At 40.5% G+C, this 22628-nt stretch carries 22 protein-coding genes; 10 read left to right on the forward strand and 12 right to left on the reverse strand.

The features are described 5' to 3' along the window. Positions 1–78: 78 nt before the first annotated feature. Complete coding sequence (sat, locus tag GNF10_RS18110; protein WP_185584307.1) at positions 79–1257, reverse strand: sulfate adenylyltransferase; 1179 nt, start codon at positions 1255–1257, stop codon at positions 79–81. A 309-nt stretch (positions 1258–1566) separates the two neighbouring features. Here sat and GNF10_RS38655 point away from each other — a divergent pair, with 309 nt between their 5' ends. From GNF10_RS38655 to GNF10_RS18120, 3 genes are read left to right on the forward strand one after another with little or no spacing between them, the layout of a single operon-like run. Beyond that, on the forward strand, positions 1567–1827 hold the full coding sequence (locus GNF10_RS38655; RefSeq protein ID WP_260445898.1) for a Uma2 family endonuclease: 261 nt from the start codon (positions 1567–1569) through the stop codon (positions 1825–1827). Beyond that, a complete protein-coding gene (locus tag GNF10_RS38660) occupies positions 1796–2059 on the forward strand; it encodes a Uma2 family endonuclease (protein ID WP_260445899.1) in 264 nt (87 codons plus the stop codon). Before GNF10_RS38655 ends, GNF10_RS38660 begins: the two co-directional genes overlap by 32 nt. 22 nt (positions 2060–2081) lie before the next feature. Then, positions 2082–2282: a hypothetical protein gene (locus tag GNF10_RS18120; RefSeq protein WP_369009411.1), complete on the forward strand. Its 201-nt coding sequence runs from the start codon at positions 2082–2084 to the stop codon at positions 2280–2282. A gap of 46 nt (positions 2283–2328) precedes the next feature. Here GNF10_RS18120 and mnmA read toward each other — a convergent pair whose 3' ends face one another. Then, entirely contained in the window at positions 2329–3384 is a 1056-nt protein-coding gene (mnmA, locus tag GNF10_RS18125; RefSeq protein ID WP_185584317.1) for a tRNA 2-thiouridine(34) synthase MnmA, read from the reverse strand. A 584-nt stretch (positions 3385–3968) separates the two neighbouring features. Here mnmA and GNF10_RS18130 point away from each other — a divergent pair. Next, complete coding sequence (locus GNF10_RS18130; RefSeq protein ID WP_185584310.1) at positions 3969–5267, forward strand: vanadium-dependent haloperoxidase; 1299 nt, start codon at positions 3969–3971, stop codon at positions 5265–5267. A gap of 369 nt (positions 5268–5636) precedes the next feature. Beyond that, positions 5637–6623: a hypothetical protein gene (locus GNF10_RS18135; RefSeq protein ID WP_260445900.1), complete on the forward strand. Its 987-nt coding sequence runs from the start codon at positions 5637–5639 to the stop codon at positions 6621–6623. A 101-nt stretch (positions 6624–6724) separates the two neighbouring features. Here the strand turns inward: GNF10_RS18135 and GNF10_RS18140 are convergent, their stop codons facing one another. Both GNF10_RS18140 and GNF10_RS18145 read right to left on the reverse strand, forming a co-directional pair. Beyond that, positions 6725–6952: a hypothetical protein gene (locus GNF10_RS18140; RefSeq protein WP_185584312.1), complete on the reverse strand. Its 228-nt coding sequence runs from the start codon at positions 6950–6952 to the stop codon at positions 6725–6727. A 111-nt stretch (positions 6953–7063) separates the two neighbouring features. Further along, positions 7064–7336, reverse strand: coding sequence for a hypothetical protein (locus tag GNF10_RS18145; protein ID WP_185592099.1), 273 nt, complete (start codon positions 7334–7336; stop codon positions 7064–7066). Positions 7337–7712: 376 nt separating this feature from the next. On the opposite strand from GNF10_RS18145, the gene GNF10_RS18150 reads away from it, so the two are divergent. Next, on the forward strand, positions 7713–10070 hold the full coding sequence (locus GNF10_RS18150; protein ID WP_185592102.1) for a tetratricopeptide repeat protein: 2358 nt from the start codon (positions 7713–7715) through the stop codon (positions 10068–10070). A gap of 165 nt (positions 10071–10235) precedes the next feature. Then, positions 10236–10778: a Uma2 family endonuclease gene (locus tag GNF10_RS18155; RefSeq protein ID WP_185581143.1), complete on the forward strand. Its 543-nt coding sequence runs from the start codon at positions 10236–10238 to the stop codon at positions 10776–10778. Between the two features lie 46 nt (positions 10779–10824). Here GNF10_RS18155 and GNF10_RS18160 read toward each other — a convergent pair whose 3' ends face one another. Then, positions 10825–11631 (reverse strand): class I SAM-dependent methyltransferase, encoded by an 807-nt coding sequence (locus GNF10_RS18160; RefSeq protein WP_185581142.1) that lies wholly within the window; start codon positions 11629–11631, stop codon positions 10825–10827. A gap of 269 nt (positions 11632–11900) precedes the next feature. On the opposite strand from GNF10_RS18160, the gene GNF10_RS18165 reads away from it, so the two are divergent. Beyond that, positions 11901–12647: a DUF561 domain-containing protein gene (locus GNF10_RS18165; protein WP_185581141.1), complete on the forward strand. Its 747-nt coding sequence runs from the start codon at positions 11901–11903 to the stop codon at positions 12645–12647. Between the two features lie 114 nt (positions 12648–12761). Here the strand turns inward: GNF10_RS18165 and GNF10_RS18170 are convergent, their stop codons facing one another. Continuing rightward, the gene (locus tag GNF10_RS18170) at positions 12762–13910 is read right to left on the reverse strand and encodes a DegT/DnrJ/EryC1/StrS aminotransferase family protein (RefSeq protein WP_185581140.1); all 1149 of its coding nucleotides are present in this window, start codon (positions 13908–13910) and stop codon (positions 12762–12764) included. 328 nt (positions 13911–14238) lie between these two features. On the opposite strand from GNF10_RS18170, the gene fetB reads away from it, so the two are divergent. Together fetB and GNF10_RS18180 are read left to right on the forward strand one after the other, a co-directional pair. Then, entirely contained in the window at positions 14239–15015 is a 777-nt protein-coding gene (gene fetB, locus GNF10_RS18175) for an iron export ABC transporter permease subunit FetB (protein WP_185581139.1), read from the forward strand. A gap of 386 nt (positions 15016–15401) precedes the next feature. After that, positions 15402–15842, forward strand: a complete 441-nt coding sequence (locus GNF10_RS18180; protein ID WP_185581138.1) for a pentapeptide repeat-containing protein — start codon at positions 15402–15404, stop codon at positions 15840–15842. A gap of 70 nt (positions 15843–15912) precedes the next feature. Here GNF10_RS18180 and GNF10_RS18185 read toward each other — a convergent pair whose 3' ends face one another. The 6 genes from GNF10_RS18185 to GNF10_RS18210 all read right to left on the reverse strand — a co-directional run bounded on the left by GNF10_RS18185 (position 15913) and on the right by GNF10_RS18210 (position 22413). Further along, the gene (locus GNF10_RS18185; protein WP_185581137.1) at positions 15913–17253 is read right to left on the reverse strand and encodes a TldD/PmbA family protein; all 1341 of its coding nucleotides are present in this window, start codon (positions 17251–17253) and stop codon (positions 15913–15915) included. A 249-nt stretch (positions 17254–17502) separates the two neighbouring features. Further along, positions 17503–18975: a TldD/PmbA family protein gene (locus tag GNF10_RS18190; RefSeq protein ID WP_185581136.1), complete on the reverse strand. Its 1473-nt coding sequence runs from the start codon at positions 18973–18975 to the stop codon at positions 17503–17505. A 388-nt stretch (positions 18976–19363) separates the two neighbouring features. Further along, positions 19364–20188, reverse strand: a complete 825-nt coding sequence (locus GNF10_RS18195; RefSeq protein WP_185581135.1) for a glycosyltransferase family 2 protein — start codon at positions 20186–20188, stop codon at positions 19364–19366. 45 nt (positions 20189–20233) lie between these two features. Further along, positions 20234–21538: an NAD(P)/FAD-dependent oxidoreductase gene (locus tag GNF10_RS18200; RefSeq protein ID WP_185581134.1), complete on the reverse strand. Its 1305-nt coding sequence runs from the start codon at positions 21536–21538 to the stop codon at positions 20234–20236. A 94-nt stretch (positions 21539–21632) separates the two neighbouring features. Further along, complete coding sequence (locus GNF10_RS18205; RefSeq protein WP_185581133.1) at positions 21633–21989, reverse strand: EamA family transporter; 357 nt, start codon at positions 21987–21989, stop codon at positions 21633–21635. A gap of 40 nt (positions 21990–22029) precedes the next feature. Then, the gene (locus GNF10_RS18210; RefSeq protein WP_185581132.1) at positions 22030–22413 is read right to left on the reverse strand and encodes an EamA family transporter; all 384 of its coding nucleotides are present in this window, start codon (positions 22411–22413) and stop codon (positions 22030–22032) included. Positions 22414–22628 lie beyond the last annotated feature (215 nt).

Genomic DNA, 22628 nt, shown 5'->3' on the forward strand with positions numbered 1-22628 from the left:
GGGGAAAAATAACTCCAAACTCCAAACTCCAAACTCCTAATTTTTAACTCTTAACTCTGCACTGTTTTGCCCAATTCCCTAAACAGGTACTTCTATTCGCATTGCCCGCGCTAACTCAGCTGCTACCTCTGGACGGGAAAACTCTGGTGGAGGTAACTCACCACGCCGCAGCATTTCTCGGACTTTTGTCCCTGATAGGTGAATGCGTTCTTCTGGCTTGCTGGGACTGGTTTTAGATGTTGCCATCTGCTTAGTGCGCGTGCAGTAGAAAGCATGTTCAAATTTCATCGGCACAATGCCCAATTCGCCTGGGGCAAATTCATCAAAGATATATTGTGCATCGTAAGTACCGTAATAGTCACCAACGCCAGCATGATCCCGTCCGACGATAAAGTGAGTACAGCCGTAGTTTTTGCGGACTAAAGCATGGAATATTGCCTCACGAGGCCCGGCATAGCGCATTGCGGCTGGATTAATTGCCAAAGTTACCCGGTCTAAGGGGTAGTAATGTTCTAGCAAAATTTCATAGCAGCGCATCCGCACATCGGCGGCAATATCGTCTTCTTTTGTCGCCCCGACTAATGGGTGCAAAAATAGACCATCAACAATTTCTAAAGCGCACTTTTGAATATATTCGTGGGCGCGGTGGATAGGGTTGCGAGTTTGGAAACCAACGATTGTTTTCCAACCCTTATCTTTAAATAGTTGCCGTGAGGCAGCTGGATCTATTTGGTAAGTGGGAAACTGGGGATGAGGTTCGCGCTGCAACAGCCAAATATCACCCGCCAGATGTATAGTACCTTGGTTATAGACTACCTGCACGCCTGGATGTTTGACATCATCAGTGCGGTAGACATTAATGGCTTCGTGGGTTTTGTCGTAGTTATATTTTTGCGTGAGTTGCAAAACTGCAATAAATTCACCTCTGGAGTTATCCAGACGAATTAAGCCACCTTCTTGCAATGGGGAAGCTACTTCTTCGCTGACTGATAGTGTAATCGGGATTGACCATACAAGACCATTAGCTAGTCGCATTTCTGTAACAGTGCGATCGTAGTCTTCTTGGTTCATAAAACCCGTCAGTGGACTAAAAGCACCGATCGCAATCATTTCTACATCCGAAACGGCGCGATCGTCAAGTTGCACTCGTGGTAAAAAGTCAGCTTTTGAAAGAAACTCTGCTCTTTGTTCTGGTGTAGCGATACGGTTAACCAACTGCCCACCGTGGGGAGCTATGGCATCTGGATTGTGACTCAACGTAATCCCCTCTTTGTATTAACTGTTATTGTTTCAGATTATGTACTAACTTATCAAAATGCTGGTACTGAGAAAAAAAGAGTTTAAAGAATGGAGGAAAATTGTTGTAACTAGCCTCTAAGCGATCTGATTAAGTTACGCTAAAGCTAGTCCAGCCTCAAGTTTCAGAATAGTTCCTTTATAAGGAAAATGCTTATGACTGCTGTATCTCCCGTCGTTAAACCTGTTAGCCAAATGCGGCTAGCACCTGGTAGTACAGTGTCTATTCAAGATGTCAGATGGGAAGAATTTGGGTCTATCTTGTAAGAAATGGGGGAAAAGCGATCGCTACGAGTTGCTTACAGCAAGTCTACGTTAGAAATTATGGTTCCTCTACCCGAACACGAAAAATCAAAGGACTTAATTTCGCATATTGTCAAAATCTTGCTGAAGATCGTAGGGAAAAGTTATGAACCCTTTGGTTTAACCACCTTCAAGCGGGAAAATATAGCAGGGGTAGAACCAGATGCTTGCTTCTACATCCAAAAATTACCAAAGAATGATTGGTCGTCGCAAGCTGGAACCAAATGATCCGCCTCCTGATTTGGCAATTGAAACAGATGTAACATCAAAAACAACTCTTGATGCATACGTTGCGATCGCAGTTCCAGAACTATGGATTTACGATGGTGAAAAGCTGAGGATTTATTTACTCAGGGATGGACATTACATCGAATCGGATAATAGTCCTAACTTTCCAAATATCCCTCTCACTCAAATTATTGCCGCTACAGTTGAACTAGCTTGGCAAGCATCCCTCTAATGGAATTTTACTTCGGGTAGATATACACAGACTTTTTGAGAAATACTTACTATCTATTCATCCAAAAAACTATGAGGTAATAATTTCTCCTAGTTTATGCGGGACTGATTATGAAGGACTTGGCGGAAAAAAATTACTACTTCCTGATAAAGACAGATTTAAACCTAATCCAATTGCATTGGAACAGCATTATCAAACTTTTTTACAAAAATGTGATAAATAAAAATACCCCTCCACAAGTGAGGAGGGGCGCAAAAGCGGGGTAAGATTTAACTAAACTGTTCAATTATTCCGCCACCTAACACTTTCTCCCCGTCGTACCATACCGCCGCTTGTCCGGGGGTGATGCTGATTTGGGGTTCATCAAATACCAAACGTACACGGGAGTTTTCTAACGGAATCACCGTTACTGGTGTAGGGGTTGAACGATAGCGAATTTGCACTTCGGCATGAATTGGGGTGGATGGTTCGGCAATGGAAACCCAATTTACCCGATTTACAGTGCATTCTGGTTGAGTTACCTTGGTGCGATCGCCAACTACTACTTTATTATTTTCCGCATCTAATTCAATCACATAGAGAGGTTCAGCAGCAGCAATCCCCAAACCTTTGCGCTGGCCAATGGTGTAGTGATGGACACCATCATGCTGCCCCAAAATTTTGCCTGTGGTATCGACAATATCGCCTGTTTTGGGAGCTAAATATTTATCTAAAAATGCGCGCATGGAACCATTACTTTCCACTAAGCATAAGTCTTGACTTTCTGGCTTATCAGCAGTTTTCAGTCCGTATTCAGTTGCAATCCGGCGGGTGTCGGTTTTTTCTAGTTCGCCCAGAGGAAATATAGTTGCTGCAAGTAAATCTTGAGACAAATCATAGAGAAAATATGACTGGTCTTTGTTGCGGTCAATAGCCCTTAATAATTGATAACGTCCAGTTGCTTCGTCATGGCTAATTCGAGCATAATGACCGGTGGCAATGCGATCGCAGCCCAATTCTTCACGAGCATACTGCACCATCGGCCCAAACTTCACCGTTTTATTGCATTGTGAGCAAGGTAAAGGTGTAATCCCAGCACTGTAACCAGTCACTAGGTAATCGACAATATGCGTCTGAAAGAGATCCCGAATATCTACAATTTGATGGGGAACGCCCAGTTGTTCACAGAGATCAGCCGCGTCGATCATACCTTCAGAGCAACATTGACCTTTGCCTTTCATTAGCCAAAGAGTCAAACCAATCACTTCATAGCCCTGATGGTGCAGGATAGCTGCGGCGGTGGAACTGTCAACGCCACCAGAAAGACCAACGACGACTTTTTTCATACAAAGCACGACACGATAGCTGCGTGGTTGTCCAATTGTAGCACACACTCTTCCAAAGCCTTGCTACCAAAGCACTTCGGTTTTAAAGGAAGCAAATAGAGGCGATCATAGTAAAAGTGAAATCAGTTTATGCACGTATTGGAAATAGTACCCCAGAGGGTACTATTAAGCATTCAGAAATACTTTTATATTCGGAATACAAACCCTGGTAGAGTCTAGTGCAAAAAGGCAAAAGGTGAGCTATTTGATTGGGTGGTGTTGGCGAATTATTGAGCATCACCCGGATGCCGACGGGGAAGCGTCAAGCTATGCAGAGTTTAGGGAAGATTAGAAGGTGAGAAAGCTTGTAAAGTAAACTTTTAAGATTTACTAAACTGGTTAGTTATTTCCGCTACCTGCCCTAGTAGAGGTTGGCGTAGATAAGCCACCCTTATCAAATATATAAAACCCCTACACAACAGTAATTACAAATTAAGAATTATGCGTTCGCGTAGCGTCTCTTAGAGAAGGGGTATTAGTTTACTTCTGTCTTGAAAATTAGATCCGCAACCAGGTTAAAGGCAAGATTAAGCAAAGGAATATTTATGACAGACCAAGTTATTAATTGGAACAATGTATATTTACAAACAATTCGTCTGAACGGTGGCGCACCTGGGCCAATTTCCCGTACTGGTGCTATATTACATACTGCCATATACGATGCTGTCAATTCCATTGATCAAGACTACAAACCATATTTAGAAATTCTTCCGGTAAAATTAGGAGCTTCTAAAGAAGCAGCAGCAGTTTATGCTGCATTTACTGTATTGAGTAGCGACACCGTTTATCCTAATGCCAATTTTCCCAAGTCCAAAAATAAAAACCAGAGCTTTTTTGACGCAGAACGAGAGAAAGCCATCCATGAAATAAAAAGTAGTGGTGTGTCGCAACAGAGCATTGATGATGGTAAAGAACTTGGAATCGCCGCAGCTAAAGCAATCCTCAAACATCGAGAAGGGGACGGTTTTGATGACAAGACCGATTACAAATCAGGACATCAGCCTGGTGATTGGCGACCAACTGGTTCTGGCCCTGCAACTACCCCAAATTGGGGCAAAGTAAAACCTTTTTCGCCAACCTTAATTAAGAAGTTTCGTCCGACTAAACCAGCAGGCTTCAGCAGTAAACAGGATCTACTGGCCAGTGTTGAATATGCTGCTCAAGTAAATGAAGTAAAACGGCTTGGTGCTGCTAACTCTACTGAACGGACTCAAGAACAAACTGATATTGCTCTTTTCTGGGCAAATGATCTTGATGGAACATATAAGCCACCTGGACAACTTTATACCATAACCCAGATTGTCTCTAAATTGAGATGTCTGAGCTTTTCCGAAAATGCACGGTTGTTTGCTTTGGTGGGTTTAGGTTTAGGCGATGCGGCAATCTTGGCATGGGATGCGAAGTACGACACCGATTTGGATTTGTGGAGACCAGAAACGGCAATTCAAAGAGCATTTGAAGACAACAACCCTGGAACAACTGCTGATCCCACTTGGAAACCTCTATCACCCAATGCTGATGGCACCCGATTTTCTCCTTCATTTCCAGCCTATATCTCTGGTCATGCGACTTTCGGAGCAGTCCATGCCGGTATTTTGCGGAACTTCTTTGGCACGGATAATGTTACTTTTACGGCAACATCTGAAGATCCAAGTGCGAGGGGCAATAATGGCATTAGAATCACACGGACATTTAATAGTTTCTCTTCCGCAGCTTTAGAAAATGGGCGCAGTCGTGTTTATCTGGGTGTCCATTTTCAATGGGATGCAGACGCAGCTTATGTGTCTGGCACCAAATTGGCAGACTTTCTGTTTGAAAGCTTACTGACACAAAATTGTAGTTAAGTAGGCACAGCGCTAATATTTTCCTCATTCCTCATCGTATGGGAGTGTATTCATTTGGGCTGTTGACTTAATTTCTGATTGGATTAGGACTTACGCAAAACTACACATGGTAGGGGCAATTCATGAATTGCCCCTACCATGTGTATTTAAAGAGCCTTTAATTAGCCATTCATTAACAGAGCAGATGAACCAGTTTTGGGGCGGTCAAAAACGAATGCAGATGGCTATCTAAGAATGGTTATAGATGTATTTTTTGCCACGCAGATGAGCTAATTTTACGTTAACGCTATATAGTAGTTGCTACAACGGTGAACTAATTAGTTCCTCATGGAAATTGCTTAAAAATACTTTGACTACTTTCTAAGTACTATGTCGAGAGGAATACCAAGTAAATTTACCCCATTTCAGATGCTGCGCCGAAGTTCTGAGGGTTGGAAGCCTACTATCCGATTTCTCCCCCTGTTAGTAGGAGGATGGTTAGTGCTGATTCCTGACTATGCCCCAGCACAAGCGCAAATCCACAACAGTATGCTACTGGCTCAACAAGGAGGTGAAGCTTTACCACCACCGCCAATTCCCTTTGGTCAACAGCCATCACCGCAGTTACAACCAGCAGAACTAGTGGAGGATAATCAATCTGATCTCAACTTTCAACCCCCGCAACCATTACAAAATAATCAATCTGATCTCAACTTTCAACCTCCGCAACCATTACAAAATAATCAATCCGGTCAGAATTTTCAGCCCTCGCAACCATTACAAAATAATCAATCCGGTCAGAATTTTCAGCCCCCCCAACCTACACAGTTTAGTCAATATAACCAGAACTTTGAGCGCTACTTAGTTTACGTAGATAGTAGTGATTTTCAGACGCTACAAGCAATCCGCCAGATTGAACCCAGTGCTTACATTCGTGAGTACCAAGGAAGGAATGTTATTCAGTCAGGTGTTTTTAACAGAGTATCTAACGCCCAACAACGGGTGAATGAGTTACAGTCACGGGGAATATATAGCGCTCGGATTATCAGCTTTGGTAACGGACAGGAAATAGATGTAGGTAATAGAGGTTTTGTAGGGGAACGCAGCAATATAAATCCTCCCAAGCAAGCTTCTAGATATTATGTCGTTATTCCGACTACTCAAGAACAGTTATCTGCGACAGCAGAACAAATTAGGCAGAATCTAGCCCGATTTAGTCAAGATTTAGGACGATCTGGCGCAGTCCTCGAAAGGACGCAACCACGAGGGCCACACGTAGCAGTAGGGCCTTTCGCCGATCGATTCCAAGCTGAGGAATGGAATAAGTATCTACGAAATATAGGATACCGAAATACCAGGGTTTTCTACGGTAAATGAAGAAGTTAGGAGTCCATCGATTTTAGATTTTGAATTTTGAATTGAAGAACAAATCTAAAATTTAAAATCCAGAATTGATAGACTCTCCACTTCCAAGATTTTTAACGCAGGGATTCAATAATTACCGCTACTGTAATTAAACACAAGAGGATAATTCCCACAGGAAGCAAAAACTGTTGTAACAGGTACAGCAGTATAGGTATGATTTGTAAGATACCTAAACCAATGGATAGGACGTAAGCGATCGCAATTCCAAACAGCACTAACAAGAAATATTTCAAAGACTTAGAAACAAAGCGAAAGAGAAGTGTATCCTGGTTGGTGTCCATAATTTTACTCACGAAAGTAGCTGATTTTTAGCAGTGAATATTTTTTTTGATTTCCCATTTCTGATTTTGTAAATGAGAAATGGGAAATCATACTCAGCACGAAGATTAGTTTTACACGTGGATATTTCCCTGATTGGGTGAATTATTCAAAGACTGTTGTTGCCTTTGTGGATTCCTTGGCTTTTCGTAATTAACTAATAGTTGGAACGAAATAAACAAGCCCAACAACAGCAGCAAAAACGAGCCGAAACTAGAAGAATACTTATTTATTTCTCGCTCAACACCACATTTGAGGCAAACATATCTATTGGGATTACGTGTATCTTGGGCAAAAGGGCACTGATTCTGATTGCAATCATGATGACAATCTCTGTCTAACATCATTGAACCTCCTGTAGGATAAAGACTTACATACTTAGTTGTAAATATGCTCTACAGAATCTAATTAGTTAATACCCACTGCTGTTTAGTAGACACCACTTTCATGAGTCATTGATATAGGACGGTGATAAATAACATCTGTGATTTACTAAGGTTGCAGTAGTAGCGCTGGTAAAATCTGTCCTCAACCACCTTATTATTGGCGCTTAACTTAACTTCGCCTGTATTACCTACAAGAGTAATACAGCCCATAAGGCTTTGCAGTCGGATAAAGTAAGCTTCCTACCGAGTAGGAAAAAGTATTTTGTAGTATTGTGGGTAGGAAGAAGTAGTAAAAATATCGTTATAATGAATTACAAATGATACATCAAGTTAGCAAATGGGTGTAGAAGAGGCCTTAGAGTTTGTAGATAACTTGGTTTTTCTCCAGACGGGAGAACATCTAGATAAAACTCAAAGGATTATCTTGCGTAATTTGTGGGAGGATGAAAAGCGGACTTACCAGCATATCGCCAACAGCCGTGGTTATACAGAAGCGCATTTAAAAGCAGTTGGTGCAGAACTTTGGCATTTACTCTCCAAAGTGCTAGGAGCGAAAGTCTCAAAATCTACCTTTCAAGGCGTAATTCAGGGATTTAGAACAAACCAACAGTCGCAAAAAGCTTCTCAGATTCCAAATCTAGCGACGAATGGGACTAAACCCCAAGATTTAGATTCTAACTTTGTCGGGCGCGATCGCCAAATAGCCGAACTCCACACCTTATTCAGTCGGGGAGAAAAAGTTATCCTCATCCAGGGTGAAGGTGGTGTTGGCAAAACAAGATTAGCACGCAAATATTTTAAAAGTCAAAAATTTAATTTTGTCCTAGAACTGTGGATGGCCACAGAAATCCAAAACCTGACTCCTGTAGAGAGTGTAGTTGAAGAATGGCTACGGCGATACTTTAACGAAGAACCAGGAGGAGACTTTGGGATCAGCTTAGAACGACTACGGCGTAAACTCCGAGAACAAACTTCTAAAATTGGGGTATTTATCGATAATCTAGAAACTGCTCTCGATAAAAATGGTAAGTTCCTAGAATATCGTCGCCCTTATGTTGAGCTATTGAGAGTATTAGCAGACTCGGATGTACATTCAGTTACTCTAGTCACAAGTCGTGAGCGTTTGCGGGAGTCTAGCCTAGAGGTTTATCTTTACCCACTCGAAGGTTTAGATGATGAAGCATGGCGAGAATTTTTCAGCAGTTGCCACATCAATTGTGATTGTACTATTCTCAGTGAAATGTGCAGCGCTTATGGAGGTAACGCCAAAGCAATGCAAATTCTCCGAGGAGCAATATTGACGGATTTTTCTGGTGATATCCATTCATATTGGCAGGAAAACTCTACAGATTTATTAATAGAAAGAGAATTAAAAGATTTAGTCGCCAGTCAATTTACCCGTCTCCAACAAATTGACTTAGAAGCCTATCGCCTTCTGTGTCGTTTAGGATGCTATCGTTATCAAGATATTCCTTCACTACCTATCGAGGGAGTTTTATGTTTGCTTTGGGATATACCCGAAAAAAAACGTAGAGGTGTAATTAAAGCCTTGCACGATTTATCTTTAATAGAATCGAAAAAAGGGCAATACTGGTTACACCCTGTAATTCGTGATGAAGCAGTTAGTCGGTTAAGGTTAGTCGGTGAAGAATGGGAACTAGTAAACCGAAATGCCGCAGAATTTTGGACAAAGCGAGTTGCGGTAGTAAAAAATATTACAGATGCCTTGACCGCTTTAGAAGCTTATTATCACTATGTAGAAATTAGCGATTTTGATCGAGCTGGTGATGTAATCTTACAAGGAAGAGGTAAAAAATGGGGTACAGGTTTACCTTTAGGTTCCTCATTTTACCAATTAGGATTACTTCAAAAAAATTTTTCTGTAATTAAGCGGATAATAGACAATATAGAATCACCAGAAAGACTGATTAAACTTTACAATATACTAGGATATACATATCGAATTATTGGTTGCATTCGAGAAGCTATAGATTGCTATAAAAAATCAGAAGAAATATTAGACAATTTAGATATAAAACTAATAAAAATTTCTGTATTGTTCAATACAGGACTTTGCAAACTTGATTTATTGGAAATGGAAGCAGCCGAAGATTGTTTTATATCAGTTTGTAAATTGGCGGAACAAGATAGCAATCTTGATGATTACATGGCATACGCTCAGTGCTGCCTGGCTTTTGTTAAATCATGTTCCGACTTTAAAGAAGATGCTTTTTATATTGCAGAAAAGGCATTTTATGCAATATCTTCATCAACTAGAGTGACTTTATGGGGGATTGGGCATAGCTTAATCAGCCTATGTTTAACTTACAAAAATTTAGGTAATATTAAAAAGTCTTTTGAACTGTGCCAAAGAGCTATATTTTCTTCCGAAGAGAATAACTTTACTCAGCTTAAAGCTAAAGCTATAAGTTGTCTAGCCGGATTATATAGAGAACAAGGAGAATTTGCTAGGGCGCTTTTCCATCATGCAGAAGCGATAGAAATTTTGGATAAAATAGGCGCTAAATCTAATTTAGCGGAGGCTTACTATCAATTGGCATTGACTCATCAAGAAATGGGTGAAATTGACAATAGTATGAAAAATTTTATGCAGGCGATCGCACTCTTTAACGAAATGCAAGCACCAAGGCAAGTTGAGAAAGTCCAAATAGCAATGGATTGTTTTGAAAAATAGGCAATAATACTCGATTTTACTGTTAATTCCTGTTTTTTCATTTAGATATGAAGTCTTTGGAGTGACAGTTTGGCGGTAACTGGGGAATTTATGCAGTGATCGCTTCTAAAGAGGGCTGTTGTCTCCATAATATAGATACAGGGAGTGTGATAATTAGAGGTTTTTATGTCCCTAACGCTTGAAGACTTTGAAAAAATGCAGCAACAGCACCCTGATTATCGTATGGAACTAGTCAAGGGTAATATTATTGTCATGAGTCCATCAGGATATGAATCAGATGAAGTAGCAGCCGAAATGGTGGCGCAGTTACGTAACTGGGTTAGACCGCGTAAATTAGGACGAACAGCAGCTTCTAGCGCTGGTTTCAGATTGCCAAATTCAGATTTACGCGCACCGGATGCTTCATTTGTTTTAGCTGAACGCTTGCGTCGCAGTCCCAAGTCTTTTGCTCAATTAGCTCCTGATTTGACTGTCGAGGTGAAGTCCCCTAGTGATAATTTAGAGGATTTGAGAGCCAAAATTCAAGAATTTCTGAGTTTGGGAACTAAGGTAGGAATTTTACTCAATCCAGATGAGCGGCTTGTTGAAGTTTACAACCCTGGACAAGAAGCAATAATACTTCGTGATGGCGATATTTTAACAGTTCCCAATTTGCTCCCAGGGTGGGAAGTACCCATTGCCGATTTGTGGCCTTTAGAGTTTGATTAGGATAGTGGTAAAAGATCCTACAGATGTAGATGGATAAAACTAAATGTTATGGATTACTATGTAATCCTTTAACCTTTAGAAGTTTAAAAACTACCGAATAGGGACGTGTTTTAGAATTGAAGAGCTTCCGCTCATTTCCGGCAAGATGATATCGCTCTGGGGTAATTCTTGGTTCTTCAAATTCGTCCACAGAAAAACCTGCTGCCTTGAAGACTTTCCAGTAATCGGAAAGAGGGCGGTGGAACCAGATAAATGGTGTTGTAAAATGATTCCAGGGTTCGTCGTTGTGTTGTGTTCTTTCAAAGTAAGAAGAAGCCCAACTATAAGAAACTGCCCCATCTTCATTTACAGTCGTCGAGTTGCCTTGGGGAAAGCAAGGATGTGAAAACACAAGGATTGCAATACCAGTAGGCTTAAGAACACGATTGAATGCCCTTATAGCTCCTTCGAAATCGAGCAAATCCATGAGAACATAATTTGAGACGATCATATCAAATTGCTCATCTGCAAGCGACTTTAGTTCAGTGCATGAATCCAAATGAAAATCTATATCTAGATTATTTTGGCTAGCTCTGAATTTGGCAATTTCTATCATCTGAGGTGAAAAATCTATACCAGTTACACTGGCCCCTTTCAGACAAAGCTGGCGTGCTAGATATCCTGTACCACAACCAGCATCGAGGACAGACAATCCTGCAACGTTACCAGCGAAACTCCATAGTACTGGATCTGAGTTCAAAATTCGATTGCTGTCACCATCATCCCCAACTTGAATATCCCAGTCTTTAGCTCTATGATCCCAGAGTTGAAGTATTTCTTGCTCGTCAAAGTTTGGCATGATTTCTTCAGTCATATCTTCCTCCTGAAAAGAATTACTTAACAGAACTAAATTATTTTTACATAGATATCTGCTGAACTTTATGCTTTATGGTAGTGTTGTGCAACATTTAATACCTAGAGTGAATTGGGAGAGTAAACTTTTGATAGGCAAAATTTGGTTGGTGGCGGTAAAGGATAAAACTATAAAAATTTGGCAACTGCCATAGTGATTTAGTTCCTCATCAACTGAGTGACGGTAGAATATACCTAATTTATAATTTTCATAGCTTCAAAAGCCTAACCATGACGATGCATCCTACACTCCAACGTGCATTTACTAGCCGCCGCGTTCTGAAAGTGATTAGCGGCTTGAATAACTTCGACGCTGCTAGCGTTGCTGCGACTGTCAAAGCTGCTGAATTTGGCGGTGCTACTTTTGTTGATATTGCCGCCGATCGCGCTTTGGTACAGTTAGCTAAAAGTTTTACAAAATTACCAATTTGTGTTTCAGCAGTAGAACCAGAAAAATTTGTGCAAGCTGTAGCAGCTGGTGCTGATTTAATTGAAATCGGAAATTTCGATTCCTTCTATGCTCAAGGTCGCCGCTTTGAGGCTCCAGAAGTGCTAGCGCTGACTAAACAAACCCGCGCTCTTTTCCCAGAAATCACCTTATCTGTCACCGTTCCCCACATTTTGGAACTAGATCAACAGGTGCAGTTAGCAGAAGAGCTGGTGAAAGCTGGAGCAGATATTATCCAAACCGAAGGCGGTACTAGCAGTAACCCAGTTCACCCTGGAACTTTAGGATTAATTGAAAAAGCTGCTCCCACCTTGGCAGCAGCTTTTGAGATTTCTCGTGTGGTGTCAGTGCCAGTATTGTGTGCTTCAGGCATTTCTAACGTTACAGCACCATTAGCGATCGCTGCTGGTGCAGCTGGTGTTGGTGTTGGTTCCGCCATCAACCAACTCAATAGTGAAATAGCAATGATTGCTGCTGTGCGTGGCTTAGTAGAAGCTTTGACGACTGCAAGAGTGCTAACTCAGAAGTAAGAAGTAGGGAGTGGGTGTTGGGCATTGAAAAGAGGCAGAGGTGCAGGGGGCAGAGGGGAAAACTCTTCTCCCTTTCTCCCTGCTCCCTTTCCCCCCTCTCCTCCTCCACTCCCCTCACCCCAAACAATCCTTCAACGCATAAATAACTTGGTCTTGCTGGTGCTGTGTCAATTCTGGGAACATGGGCAAAGCTATGACTTCATGACAAGCTTGCTCTGCTATTGGTAAGTCCCCAATTTGATAGCCCAGATTTTGATAAACTGGCTGCAAATGTAAAGGGTAGGGGTAATAAATCATTGAACTTACGCCCTGGTCTTGTAATTGATTACGCACCCAATCTCGATATTTGGCACTAGAACCATTTCGCCCTTCACCTGAGATGCGAACAGTGTATTGATTCCATACCCCAATACCTCCAGGTAATTCTTGAGGCGGGACAATTCCCGGAATTTGGCTAAGGAACTGATAGTAATAGTTGGCGATATCTCGGCGGCGATCGTTCCAAGTATCTAAATAACGCAGCTTAATCTGCAATATGGCTGCTTGGAGAGCATCCAAGCGGCTATTTACACCGATTTCCTCGTGTAAATATCTAACTTTACTACCATGCTCCCGGAGTATTCGCAGTTTAGTAGCGATCGCAGGATCATTAGTCGTTATAGCTCCGCCATCGCCGCAACCACCAAGATTTTTGGTAGGGTAGAAACTAAAGCAACCAATATGTCCAATACTTCCTACTTTTTCATTGGCCCACATTGCGCCTGTAGACTGAGCGCAATCTTCAATTATTGACAAATTGTGGGATTGAGCGATCGCCATCAATGATGTCATATCCACAGGTTGTCCAAATAGGTGAACCGGGATAATCGCTTTAGTTTTAGGTGTAATCGCTGCTGCTACTTGCTCCACATCCAAATTAAACGTAGTAGCGTCAATGTCAACGAAAACAGGTTTTGCACCCACGGCGCTAATTACTTCAGATGTAGCAATAAAGGTGAAAGGCGTTGTAATCACTTCATCGCCTGCACCAATTTCCAAGACTCGTAACGCTAAGTAGAGCGCATCAGTACCAGAATTACAAGCCACACATTGAGTAACAGTATTATAAGCAGCAAATTGTTGCTCAAAGCTTTCAACTAGGGGGCCGCCAATATAGCGGCCAGAAGCCAGAACCTCTAAAACGGCTGCACTTACTTCTGCTTCGATGGTGGTGTATTGCTGCTTGATATCAAAGGCAGGGATGGGATTTACACTTTGGATCATGAGTTCTCATTTTATCGGGAGATACAAAGGATGCACTTCGAGAGTCAATTTTTGCTGATTGAATTGTTAATCAAAAAGGAGCAACTAAGAGACTATCGCCTAAGATACGCATCTATTAGGGTTTTTACTTAAATTGTGGCGCGGTAGACTACCGCACATTTAATTTACAGATAGTAGACATACTAGGAGTTTGCCATGTTAAGGTTGTACCATTTTTTAATTTTGAATTGATGAAGGTGATATATATCAACCAAGATCCAACACATCGGATCAAAGTTCCAGGTGTGTGAACTGCTTTGAGAAGAAAATACTAGGAGATAGAAAACCCATGCAGGATATGATAAAGCTGGATTTCGTGGATTTAGCTATTGCTATGGGATTGATGGCGATCGCCATTGGTTTATCTGCCTGGGAAAAATTAGGATTAGAGTTGAACCTAGCCCTAGCTACTGGGAGAACCATCTTACAACTTCTTGTATTGGGATACATTTTAGATTTCATCTTAGCTTTAGACAATGCTTGGGCAGTTTTGGTGCTATTAGCAATAATGCTGACAATTACGGCGATTGTCGCACGAAATCGCATCAGCCAAAAAATTCCTCATTTGCTGCCTTTGGTGTGGGGTGCAATTTTAATTAGTACCGTCCTGACAGTGTTTTACACCAACTTCTTGATTATTCAACCAGACAGATGGTATGAACCACAGTATATAATCCCCTTAGTAGGGATAGTTTTAGGTAATGCGACCAATGCAGCTGCGATCGCAGGTGAGCGTCTTGTCAGCACCATTAATTCCAGCCATCTCGAAATAGAAACCCACTTGAGCTTAGGTGCAACGCCCCAGCAAGCAGTTAGCCAGTATCGCAAAGATGCCATCAGAGCCGGATTGCTCCCTACTCTCAATCAAATGATTCTCATCGGGATGGTGGCAATACCAGGAATAACCACCGGACAGTTACTAGCTGGTGTGAAACCTCTCGATGCTGTATCTTACGAAATTTTGATTATCTTTATGGTTGCTTTCGCTAACTTGTTGACAACAATTTTGCTTACCAGGGGGTTGTGTCGTCAGTTTTTCAATTCCGCCGCACAGTTAGTCAGTTAAACAAGTCTTCAATTACGAGCCAAGGAAGCTGATACCCAAATCAATAATAGGACTAGTACTCTGTCAAGGTGATTAGTAAAATCTTTTTTTTCTCTCTGCGCTACGCCAGTTGCTACAAGTCGGAGAACCCGCCCAACGCACTGGCTTCTCTGTGCCTCTGCGGTTTAAAAATGATTTTTCGGCGTTGCTTGCGGTGTCCAAGCACTTGTAATCTCTACTAAAAAACTTGTAATTTTAATCCCATCGGACTAATTTACACAAGAATATCTAATCTCATAGAAATTATATATTCCTCCGATCGCATGAGTACAGAATTCAGTAATCTTGGCACACTGGTATCCTAGAAGTTAAAAATTTAATGACTTCTAGAAGTGTCGGAGGTAAATATGAAACGAATTTTTTTGACGGCAGCAGCCTTACTCAGCACGCTATCTTTAGCTGCTCCCCTTTCCGTCAAAGCAGAAAACTCCGCCCCTGTCCGGCGCTTGCTGGAAACTAGAGAATGTTTTGGATGTAATTTAGCGGGAGCAAACCTCAAAGGCGCTCATTTGATAGGAGTTGACCTCAGAAATGCAAATTTAAAAGGAGCTAATCTTGAAAGTGCTAACCTAGAAGGTGCTGATTTAACTGGTGCAAATTTAAAGTCTGCTAATCTCACAGATGCTTTTGTCAGTGGTACTAGCCTAAATAATGCTAATCTCACCAATGTTGATTTGAGTAATGCTCATTTATATAATACTGACGTAGATGGCGCAGTTTTGGCTAATATTGATTTAACTGGTGCAGATGTATTCAATACTGCCATTAGCGTCGGTGGTGAATATTAATGGTGATTCATGATTTTAAAGTGATGAGTTAAGAGTTAAATTCAACTCCTAACTCTGCACTTTTCAAGCTTTATTCACCAGTAATTGACAGTTCATTAACCCAAATTTTCGGGCAAACTCCCCCTGGTGTTAACTCTGCCTCTTTTTCTACATAAATAATTGACTTTAAGAGTTCCAAGAAATCACCAGCAACTGTTGCTGACTCAATACTTGTCCTAACGCCCTTATTAACTAGCCAACCATCAAACGGCAGAGAAAAAGAACCTTGCAAAGATTTAACCCCTGCATGGAGAGCTTGTAAATCATCGATAAAAATCACATTTTCAGCAGTTTCTAAACTTAACTCTTCTTCAGAAGTCACTGTTGTAAAAACGTGATAAAAATTGGGACTAACACTGACTTTTGCACCAATACTGGCGTTACCTGTTGGCTGGGCATTTAACCTTTTAGCTGTGCCTGCACTGTGGAGAAAGCTTGTTAAAACGCCATTTTCAATCAGCGAAATCTGACGAGTTGGAGTTCCTTCACCATCAAAACTTTCTGCTCCTACGTTAGCTGGGTGCAGTGCATCGTCAAAAACTGAAAGTAGAGGAGAAGCAATTTGCTTACCTAAATCATCAGGAGTAGATAGGCTTTGATTGTCCAAAATGCTTTGAGCGTTGAACAAGTTAGAAAAAGCACCCAACAGACTTAAGAAAGCTTCCGCCGAGAAAACAACTCGATATTTACCAGTCTTGATTTTTTCATAATTCAAGTGACTGATAGTTTTATCGGCGGTTTCTTTGATGCAACCATTGATGTCTAGATTATCTAAACTTTGGTTGATTCTAAAAGCACCTGCACTGCGAGGTTTTTTTCCTTCTTCTTCAGTTTTGCTATAAAGATAAACTGATGTTAAGGAATGAGATTCAGTTCTGACTGCGCCATCGCTATTTAGATAAAATCTGTCAATATCTCTTTGTGATAAACCGTTATAAGGCACACCTTTGATTGCTGGATGAGCTGCGAGTAATTCTTTTTCAGCTACCAACAATCTTTCTATCAGTTCAGCAACAGGTGCTTGGGGTGTCTTATCTTGAGCTTTATTTGGAATAGGAACAGTAGCTTCGGGACTAAAATCAGGAACATTTTCTTTAACACCAAAAAAACTGGCTTCATAAGCAGTTTTCAAAGCTAATTCCAGTCCTTTGGAATCTACATCTGTGGTGCTGGTGACACCCATTGTATTATCTTCATTCCAGACACGAACAGTAACACCAGAGCGATTTGAAGCTTTAACTTGTTTTGGCTCACCTTGGTCTACTTGCACGCTGGTATCATCTACTGTTGAGCCATAAATGTCAAATTTTTTAATGCCAAGCTTCTCGGCATTGTCCTTGGCAGAGTTTGCAATTTCATTGATATTTGGCATAGTCAATTCTGGATTTTAGATTTTAGATTGGCAGCGATTCTATTTTTAAGATTAGATTTTGGATGTTATTGCTTAATATTTCTCTCGAATAATTCTGACTGAAGTCACAGTCCAACAATTTGTTCTTTTAGATTTTAGATTGAACCTACGGAATTATCCGAGAACTTGAGCATTTTGGATTTTGAATGTTACAATCCAAAATCCAAAATCGTTAGACTGAGCAGAGTCGAAGTCCAAAATCTAAAATTATTATCGTCCACCGACGGTAATAGAATCAACCTTGATGTGGGGTTGTCCGACTGTGGTGTAAATGCTGCCACTGACAGAGCCACAAAAACCTGGTGCAATTTCCAAATCTTGGGAACACATAGAAATTTTATTCATGATTTCTTTGGCTTCACCAATTAAAATTGCTCCCTTTAGCGGTTTAGTGATTTTGCCATTTTCAATCAAATAAGCTTCATCAACACTAAAGTTAAATTGACCTGTAGCACCAACACTACCACCACCCATTTTCTTACAGTAAATACCTTTATTAACCGAGGCAAATAAATCATCAGTGCTATATTCGCCAGAATCAATATAAGTATTACGCATCCGGCTAGCAGCAGCAAAGGTATAATTTTGGCGGCGGCCACTTCCAGTTCTGGGGTGTCCGGTGCGTGCAGAACCTGTTCTATCTGCTAAGAAGTTTTTGAGAACGCCTTTTTCAATTAATAAGGTTCTTTGAGCAGGCATACCTTCGTCATCCATGTCAATTGTGCCGAAGGCATTTTCAGAGCGCCCTTCGTCCCAGGCTGTCAAACTTTCGTGGGCAATTTTTTCGCCTTTTTTGTCAGCAAAGGGAGTGGTATTGCGTTCAATTTGAGTTGTTTCCAGCAGGTGTCCGCAGGCTTCATGGAAGATTACGCCGCCAAAGTGATTGGCCATAATAATCGGGTAAGTGCCTGACTCGACGTAATCGGCGTAGAGCATTTTGCCGGCAGATTCTGCTATTTTTTCGGCGGCTTGTTGAGAATCCCAAGTTCTCAAGAAATTGGCATCGCTAGTATTACCCGCGCGATCGCCAATTGAGGTACGATTAGCACCATCAGCACACAATAGGTTAAATCCTACTGACTGAGTGAGGCGAATATCACGGGCAAAAGTTCCGTCACTGGCGGCGATTAAGACTTCTTGCCAATCCCGAAAATAGGTAGCACGGCGTGATTGAACGTGGCTAGCTTTTTGCTTCAGGTGAGCAGTCCCATCAAGGAGGACTTCTCCCATTTCGCGGATGGAGCTACACACTGGTAGCCAAGAATCTTTACCTCTTTTGGTGGCGTAATCTCTCAGTAGTTCCAGGTTAATTTCGGGGATGAAAGCTTTAGGAGCAGGTAATTGCAATCCCAGGATAGACAGACCTTTTTCTAAAGCTGCTTTCAAACCGGAAAAGGAAAGGTCATTAGTGCTAACGTAGCAATCGGCTTTGCCGCGAAATACTCTAACTCCCGCACCTGTAGACAGACTTGGTGAAATACTAGTGATGGAATCCTCTTCTGCAAGACAACTAATATAGTTGCGACGTTCTAAAAATAATTCGATGAAGTCAGCGCCTGCGGCGCGTCCTAATCCCAGGAGGGTAGCCAGGGGGGCTTCCCAGGTTTCATCGAAACGCTCTGGTGTAGAGGAATATTGTAAGGTGGGAAGTTGATTCGAGAGAAGTAGCGTACTTGTAAGCATGGGTAGCCTCGTCTGCTGGCGTAATTCAGAGATTTGACTGAAAAATCCTGGTGTGTTCACTCTAGCAAATTTACTCAACTGTCATCTTGACCAATTCTTTGAAAAGCGGTGTGGATTTCCCTAACCCTCTTTCAAAAAACTTGTCAATAAAAAAGCCCGCAAAGACGGGCTGAGATTTTGTAAATTCGCAGTATTGAGAGTATCCGTGTAAAATCAGATGCATTTATATGTATTTAACTAGTACTCTTCTCAAAGAAGGGAATCACCAACTAGGAGATACTCTAACTTTGGTAAGAATACAGAAACTTCCTGATGAATAACTCTTACTAAATATCCAATCTTGTTTCCTAGAAAGGCTTGATTTAATCTAGACTATCACTACTTAAATTTATTTACGATTTCCCATTTTCAGGGGAATTCTTCCTGTTTCTCGCTCATTAAAAGTCTGACCTAGATTGGAAATTTGTCCTGTAGATAATAGATTTTTATACAGAAGCTTCAATGTTCGAGTAATAGTTTTCAAAATTTTCATTTTGCTGGCGCTTGGCTTTTGGTCATATCTCAAAACCATTGGAATTTCTGCAATTTTTGGTCTAAGTGCTTTGGCTTTCAATAGTAAATCTATCATGCAAGCAAATCCACTTTCAGTAAATAGATTGTCGCCATAATACATATCTAATTTACTGACGAAAGTACGGTTATATAGCCGATATCCACAAGTATAATCTCTTACGCCTGGTACACGGGCTGCAATTCTAAATAGCCAGCTAGCTCCGTAACTCATTATCTCTCTAAATTTTGATAAACCTATGACTTTAGAGCCTTTCCGGTATCTAGATGCGATCGCAATATCATAGCTACCAGCTATCATAGTGTCATACATCTTGATTAAGAGTTCTGGTGGTTGAGTGTTGTCGCAATCCATTGCGGCTAAAAAATCGCCTTCTTGAGAAATCTCTAAAAAAGTCCTGAAACCTGTTTTAATTGCTTCACCTAAACCAGCATTCTTGGGATGTTGGACTAAGTTAAGTAATATTCCCAGTGATTGAGATTCTTTTAAAGCAGTCTGAGCAGTTGCATCACTACTACCATCATCAACAAGAATCAGTTTTATCTCCATATTAGAGATTTGCTGCAATGTCTGAAACCTTTTGAACAAGGGGCGAATTGATTCTTGCTCGTTGTATGCGGGTAAAAGAACAAAAAGACTCATAAATACCTCCTGTGATTTTTAAAATAAAATCCAATTACTCAAATTTCAAGAATTCAGCAATGTTGATTTCTTGAGAAATTCATCGACCTGTCGCACAACTGCGTTGTTGTTGACGCTATCATTGACCAACTGCGAGGTATTGACGACGAAAAAATCTTCATTTTCGGTACTCACTTTTGGAACAAGGCTGGAATAATCTAAAACTTGTAGTGGCTGCACTTTAATAGCTCGATTTATATGTGCTGCTACAATGTCATCTGATTTGAGTTCTGGGAACATCAAACGTATACCTTGAAAAAATACTTGGCGCAATTCATCATCAGGCTGTTTTAGCAACGGGTCAGTGGAAAGGATATATTTTGGTAAAAATGTGATATGATATCCTGCTGTTTCTTGCAAAGAAACTAAGTTGCTCATACCGATGACTCCGGTAAAAGGAATAGTTCTATCGGCAATATTTACGACGTAATAAGGAACTAAAGCTTTGCGAGTAATTAATACCATGCAGATTACACCCAGGTATTCTACTGTTTCACCAGTGTCGGAAACTTTTATCAGTTCATCAGCAGCAACTTGTTGCAAAATATTAACTGGGCCAGTAAAAATTACCTTATCAAAATGCTCTTTTTTCCCCTGAAATTCTACCCACATTCCACCACCTGAATGAGGTGCGATATATTCTACTGCAACCCCTGTGTGAATATGACCTCCAGCCGCATAAATTAACTTTTCTATATGGTCAAAAACAGTTTTATAACCGCCTGAGACATAACCAAGTTGTTCTTTATTTAATGAAGAATCACGCGCTGAAAAGAGTCGTTTGATATAAGCCCAAATAAAAACTGCTGATATTCTCTTATAGTTCTCTCCTAATTTGGATAGAAGTAAAGGTTTCCAGAGCTTTTCGTATGTGCTTTTACCACCGAGTTTTAATAGCCAATCTTCCACTAAAATCTTCTCTAAGCGCCGCCAGTTATTAAGGCGTGAGCCATAAAGCAGAGTAAAGGCTAATCTGAGTTTACCTATAAGTCCAAATAGAGGAAAGCGGAGAAATTCTATAGTGTTACTGATAGAATAGAATTTTTTATTGTCATAGAACCCTGTTAAACTTCGATGCCAACGCAGTTTATCTCCAAGCCCAATATCTCTGAGAAAATTTATTAAATGAGTGTCAGAAGGTAGGATAACGTGATAAAAGCGATCCCAAGTAAACAACCCATAATCATGATATGTGGTTAGCCCACCAAGCTGTTTGTTACTATCAAAGACAGTTACTATATGTCCTTGATGTGCAAGACGTTGGGCTAATACTAGACCAGTTATGCCTCCGCCAATAATACCTATATTCATAAATTTAATTTATATTTTTATAGCTATGTTTTTGATATTGATCTTCAAAATCTGTTAATAACATTAATACCCTCAACATTTGGCCCTTTATCTATCAGTTTACAACAAGAACTACACCAGCTATAATAATAGATATTCCTAACCACTGGCTAAATACAACTCGCTCTTTTAAAAGATAGTGAGAAGCAATTGGGATTAGTGCATACATTAGTCCTAAAACTGGAAATGCTTGGCTTAGAGGAATTGTCCGTAATACATAAAGCCACAATACAGTCATAAATGTATAGCAGATAAACCAAATCCAAAAATAACGAGACAATAAAAGATTTAAAATAGATGTGTTAGCTTCCTTAGTAGGGCTAGAAATATGAAGTCCATATTTTAGTGATACGTTAGCTGTGGTTCCGAATAAAACTACAACTATTAAAAGTAGCCAAGTAATAATGTTCATGTTCCAATAGTAGGTTTTGTAAAATTTACTATAGAGAAATTTATATAGGCTTTTTCAGAGGAATAACTACTAAAAGAATACCTAGAAAAATAGTAATTACCCCTGCAATTCGAGTTAGTGTTATTACCTCATTAAAAAAGTAGTATGAGCCGAAAAGTATACCGACATAATTTAAACTAGTTAATGGGTAAGCAATACTCAATTTTACCGATCGCAAAGCCAGTATCCAATTTACTATCCCCAAGCAATAAACACTAACAGCTAATACTAATTTTTGAAGAAATACCCAATCCAATAGTCCACCATCTGTATGGCTCATGGTATATTTCATGAGCAATTGCCCAGAAATACTAAATAAAATACTGACAAACAAGATAATATAGGGAATTATTTTAAAGTTTGAAATTTCCAATATAGATTTCATCGTACATTTCCCTGAATCGAGATAGTAGCTATGAACCGGCCAGTAAACAGCCTATTGTTTTGGACGTTTCTGATTTCGTTCATAACTTTCTGTGCAATTCAACTTCCACTCATAAAATAGACAACAACATTAAGAAGGCTATTTTGAAGGAACTGATATCAAAATGACCACCGAAAGCTGTGTCCAAGAGTTAGCAACTAAATACTATACAGCTT

The sequence above is a fragment of the Nostoc sp. UCD121 genome (assembly GCF_014222285.1).
Lineage (GTDB): Bacteria > Cyanobacteriota > Cyanobacteriia > Cyanobacteriales > Nostocaceae > Nostoc.

Excerpts from the sequence above, each read along its gene's own strand:
- GNF10_RS38655 (WP_260445898.1), top strand. The coding sequence starts at position 1,567 with ATGGGGGAAAAGCGATCGCTACGAGTTGCTTACAGCAAGTCTACGTTA.
- GNF10_RS38660 (WP_260445899.1), top strand. The coding sequence starts at position 1,796 with ATGATTGGTCGTCGCAAGCTGGAACCAAATGATCCGCCTCCTGATTTG.
- mnmA (WP_185584317.1), bottom strand. The coding sequence starts at position 3,384 with ATGAAAAAAGTCGTCGTTGGTCTTTCTGGTGGCGTTGACAGTTCCACC.
- GNF10_RS18130 (WP_185584310.1), top strand. The coding sequence starts at position 3,969 with ATGACAGACCAAGTTATTAATTGGAACAATGTATATTTACAAACAATT.
- GNF10_RS18135 (WP_260445900.1), top strand. The coding sequence starts at position 5,637 with ATGTCGAGAGGAATACCAAGTAAATTTACCCCATTTCAGATGCTGCGC.
- GNF10_RS18140 (WP_185584312.1), bottom strand. The coding sequence starts at position 6,952 with ATGGACACCAACCAGGATACACTTCTCTTTCGCTTTGTTTCTAAGTCT.
- GNF10_RS18145 (WP_185592099.1), bottom strand. The coding sequence starts at position 7,336 with ATGATGTTAGACAGAGATTGTCATCATGATTGCAATCAGAATCAGTGC.
- GNF10_RS18150 (WP_185592102.1), top strand. The coding sequence starts at position 7,713 with ATGGGTGTAGAAGAGGCCTTAGAGTTTGTAGATAACTTGGTTTTTCTC.
- GNF10_RS18155 (WP_185581143.1), top strand. The coding sequence starts at position 10,236 with ATGTCCCTAACGCTTGAAGACTTTGAAAAAATGCAGCAACAGCACCCT.
- GNF10_RS18160 (WP_185581142.1), bottom strand. The coding sequence starts at position 11,631 with ATGACTGAAGAAATCATGCCAAACTTTGACGAGCAAGAAATACTTCAA.
- GNF10_RS18165 (WP_185581141.1), top strand. The coding sequence starts at position 11,901 with ATGACGATGCATCCTACACTCCAACGTGCATTTACTAGCCGCCGCGTT.
- GNF10_RS18170 (WP_185581140.1), bottom strand. The coding sequence starts at position 13,910 with ATGATCCAAAGTGTAAATCCCATCCCTGCCTTTGATATCAAGCAGCAA.
- fetB (WP_185581139.1), top strand. The coding sequence starts at position 14,239 with ATGCAGGATATGATAAAGCTGGATTTCGTGGATTTAGCTATTGCTATG.
- GNF10_RS18180 (WP_185581138.1), top strand. The coding sequence starts at position 15,402 with ATGAAACGAATTTTTTTGACGGCAGCAGCCTTACTCAGCACGCTATCT.
- GNF10_RS18185 (WP_185581137.1), bottom strand. The coding sequence starts at position 17,253 with ATGCCAAATATCAATGAAATTGCAAACTCTGCCAAGGACAATGCCGAG.
- GNF10_RS18190 (WP_185581136.1), bottom strand. The coding sequence starts at position 18,975 with ATGCTTACAAGTACGCTACTTCTCTCGAATCAACTTCCCACCTTACAA.
- GNF10_RS18195 (WP_185581135.1), bottom strand. The coding sequence starts at position 20,188 with ATGAGTCTTTTTGTTCTTTTACCCGCATACAACGAGCAAGAATCAATT.
- GNF10_RS18200 (WP_185581134.1), bottom strand. The coding sequence starts at position 21,538 with ATGAATATAGGTATTATTGGCGGAGGCATAACTGGTCTAGTATTAGCC.
- GNF10_RS18205 (WP_185581133.1), bottom strand. The coding sequence starts at position 21,989 with ATGAACATTATTACTTGGCTACTTTTAATAGTTGTAGTTTTATTCGGA.
- GNF10_RS18210 (WP_185581132.1), bottom strand. The coding sequence starts at position 22,413 with ATGAAATCTATATTGGAAATTTCAAACTTTAAAATAATTCCCTATATT.